The organism is Thioalkalivibrio sulfidiphilus, from assembly GCF_000377945.1.
GTDB classification, from domain to species: domain Bacteria; phylum Pseudomonadota; class Gammaproteobacteria; order Ectothiorhodospirales; family Ectothiorhodospiraceae; genus Thioalkalivibrio_A; species Thioalkalivibrio_A sulfidiphilus_A.
Genome location: NZ_KB898984.1, coordinates 1 through 3,340, shown reverse-complemented (window position 1 = coordinate 3,340; position 3,340 = coordinate 1). Strand labels below are relative to the sequence as shown.

The window sequence follows — 3,340 nt, the reverse complement described above, 5'->3', positions numbered from 1 at the left end:
CCGTAGCGAGCCGAGTGGGAGAGTGAGGCCATTTTTTCGATCGTTTGAGGAGAATAGCCGTCGCTATTTGACGAAAAGGATCGGAAAAATGGACCACTCTCCCACCGGCGCAGTAGGCGCAGCCTAAGTCCGACAGGCTCCTAGATACGCTGCAGTTCCACAGGCTCCGCAGGTTGCTGTTCGATCTTGCCCTTCAGGTCATACAGGGCCGACTGCAGCCCCTCCTCGATGGAGGGGTGATAGAAGGGCATGCGCAGCAGGTCGAAGACAGTGAGCCCCTGCTGGATGGACCAGGCCAGCAGGTGGGCCAGGTGCTCCCCCTTCACCGCCACCATGCTCGCGCCCAGCAGGCGGCCGTCGCGCTTGTCGGCGTAGACGCGGATGATCCCCTTATTCTTGCCCATGATCAGGGCGCGGCCCAGGGGGCCGAGCTTGACCTCGCCGATGGCGGTGCGGTCGGGGTCGAGATCATTCCAGGCGCGCCCCACCACGGCGATGTTCGGGTCGCAGAAGTTGATGGCCAGCGGCACCTGGCGGCGGAAGCCCACGGGTGTGTCCTGTACCGCGTTGAAACCGGCCACCCGCCCTTCCCATCCCGCCTCGTGCAGGATGGCCCGGTCGCCGGTGACGTCGCCGGCGATGAACACGGGCAGATCGCCCACCTGCAGGGTGTGCGGATCGAAGGCCGGCAGACCGCGCTCGTCCAGCGGCACGCCCAGGTTCTCCAGGTCCAACCCCTGCACGTTGGGACGGCGCCCCATGGAGGCCAGTACCTTGTCCACCACCACGGACTGATCGCCGGCGGTCACGCGCAGCCTGCCGTCTTGCTCGTTGATGCTTGCTCCCTCGCCGAGCCACAGGGGCATCTCCTTGCCGAGGATATCCAGGGCCGCCTTCTGCGCCTCCGGGTCCTGCAGGCCAGCGATGTGATCCAGCTGGTCGATGCCGGTGACCGTCACCCCCATGCGCGACAGTGCCTGGCCCATCTCCAGACCGATGGTGCCCAGGCCGATCACCGCCATGGCGCCGGGGAGTTCCTCCAGTTCGAAGAGTTCATCGGTAGTGATGACGCGATCACCGAAGGCCTTCCAGTCGCCGGGGATCACCGGCGTTGAGCCGGTGGCGATGATGATGCGCTTGGCGTGGATGCGGTCCCCGTCCACCTCCAGCTCCGTGGGCGAGACGAAGCGGGCATGGGCGGGGATGAACTCCTCGCCCATGTCATCGGTGCTGCCGCTCAGCACCTTGTCCACGAACACGTCACGCAGGTCGCGGATGTGCTCCAGGGCCTCGCGGGCATTGAGGCTCAGTGCCTCGCCCCCCTCGATACCCATGCGGTCGAAGATGTTGCGACGGTGAAAGTCCTCGCCCACCTGGATCGCCACCTTCGACGGCATGCAGCCCACCCGCGCGCAGGTAGTGCCCAGCTCGCCGCCGTCGATGAGCACGTAACTGTCCGTGGCCTTGCGCACCTGGGAGAGGGCGTAGAGGCCGGCGGTGCCGGCTCCGATGATGGCGACGTCGACGTGTCTGGGCATGGTGGGCTCCTGCGATAACTGCGGGATGAGTGGAATGGATCAGTGTACACCGACGGCAGGTGGTCTCGAATGACCAGAGAATCGGGGCGGTGTGGTGGGTGAATGGATTGATAGATCGTGGTTGTAAGCTAACCTTAGATCTAGGCGAGCGACTAAGTCGTCAGCCAGTTCAACACAGGCGCTTCCAGCACAGAAAACACTGCCCCAATCCGCTGTGCGCTGCGCCACGTTTACTGCGGCATATCCACGGCGGTGAGCTTTGGAATCAAAGGGATACAGCGGCCATGGAAGATTATTTCACAGATCTGCCGTGATACGATGCGATGGTATTACGATCTAAATCTAGTTGGGCCACGAGGAGTTGACGATGGTGCTACACCCACAAGGAATCAAAGGACCATGGAAGGCAGGCATTGTGCTTGACTGGCACACGGTAGCAAGCCAGATCATCGGGCATAATGAATTCGGGTACCCCATTTTCGACAATACCAGGAGTGAAATCGGGGAGTTGCTCTATCAGTTCAAGTACAGAAATGATCAGAGTGCCCTTGATAAAATATTACGGGTGTCCATTGAATATCTTGGCGACAAAACAAGAGGAAAATTCGATGTGATTATTCCCGTTCCACCGTCAAGTCCAACGAGAACCATAACAAGTCGAATTGCACAGGGATTGGCGACAGGGTTAGGCACGAATTATTCCGGAACCGCATTGTCAAAAAGCAAGAATACAAGCGAATTAAAATCCGTATCAGACCCTGAGCAACGCAAGCAGATACTTGAAGGGGCATTTACTGCTGACAGAATTCAACTTGAAGGCAGAACAGTACTTCTTGTAGATGACCTCTATCGGTCTGGTGCTACGCTTGAAGCGGCTACCGAGGCCGTTATGTCGCAAGGCAATGCAAAGACTGCATATGTCTTGGCAATCACTCGCACGAGGGTTCACAGATGAGTAAAGTTTTCTTCGGCGGTTCAAGAAATATCGGGCGTATCAACCCCGCCATCAGGACACGCCTGAGAAATCTAATTACCAACAAGCACACTGTACTAATAGGCGACGCAAATGGTGTAGACAAGGCTGTCCAATCATTCTTCGCAGAAGAGGGATATCGTGACGTAGTTGTCTACTGCATGGATAGCGTGTGCAGAAATAATGTGGGCAACTGGCAAATCAAATCAATTGACTCAGGTGGAAAGAAAAAGGATTTTGCCTACTATGCAATGAAAGACGCCCAATTAAGCCTAGATGCCGACTACGGCTTTATGATTTGGGATGGCGAAAGCAAGGGTACCTTGAATAACGTATTAAACCTAGTTCACCAAGGTAAGTCAGCTTTGGTCTACCGCTCGCCTTCTCGTGAGTTCATTCAGGTTAAAACGACTGATGATGTAGTTTCATTAGTTGCAAGCTGTCCAGCTGAGTTAGTTGATTATCTCAATAAAAAAATAAAGTTTGAAAAAAGGGTGGCTGCATCACATCAGGTTGTACTCAGTTTTTAATAATGCGCCCAACAAGGCGTTCCAGGACAAATGTCGGGGTCGGACCACGCCAAGTAATTGAAGCGCCAGACTTTCGCCCTAGATTTGCCCGGCTGTTATCCCCTTAGACGCACGATTTTGTCGCCGAAATGCCCTTCATAAGCTACGCGACCCTCCTGCTTGATCGCATGCTCTCTTCTGCGCCCTTCCCCGGCCATCAGGGTCGCACACGATCGATCACGATGACCAAGTCCGTGGTGCCGGCAGTGCTGACCGGTCGGGCGGGGCCGACCCGTGCTATCTAGCCCGCATATCTCACC

The 3,340-nt window shown here is 56.8% G+C and carries 3 protein-coding genes; 2 read left to right on the top strand and 1 reads right to left on the bottom strand.

Annotation, left to right across the window (positions count from 1 at the left end):
- Window positions 1–140: 140 nt before the first annotated feature.
- A complete protein-coding gene (locus tag D580_RS0114865) occupies window positions 141–1,538 on the bottom strand; it encodes a dihydrolipoyl dehydrogenase (RefSeq protein WP_018955149.1) in 1,398 nt (465 codons plus the stop codon).
- 367 nt (window positions 1,539–1,905) lie between these two features.
- On the opposite strand from D580_RS0114865, the gene D580_RS16460 reads away from it, so the two are divergent.
- Together D580_RS16460 and D580_RS16630 are read left to right on the top strand one after the other, a co-directional pair.
- On the top strand, window positions 1,906–2,493 hold the full coding sequence (locus D580_RS16460; RefSeq protein WP_081617301.1) for a ComF family protein: 588 nt from the start codon (window positions 1,906–1,908) through the stop codon (window positions 2,491–2,493).
- Window positions 2,490–3,041, top strand: coding sequence for a hypothetical protein (locus D580_RS16630; RefSeq protein ID WP_155999874.1), 552 nt, complete (start codon window positions 2,490–2,492; stop codon window positions 3,039–3,041). Before D580_RS16460 ends, D580_RS16630 begins: the two co-directional genes overlap by 4 nt.
- Window positions 3,042–3,340: the final 299 nt, after the last annotated feature.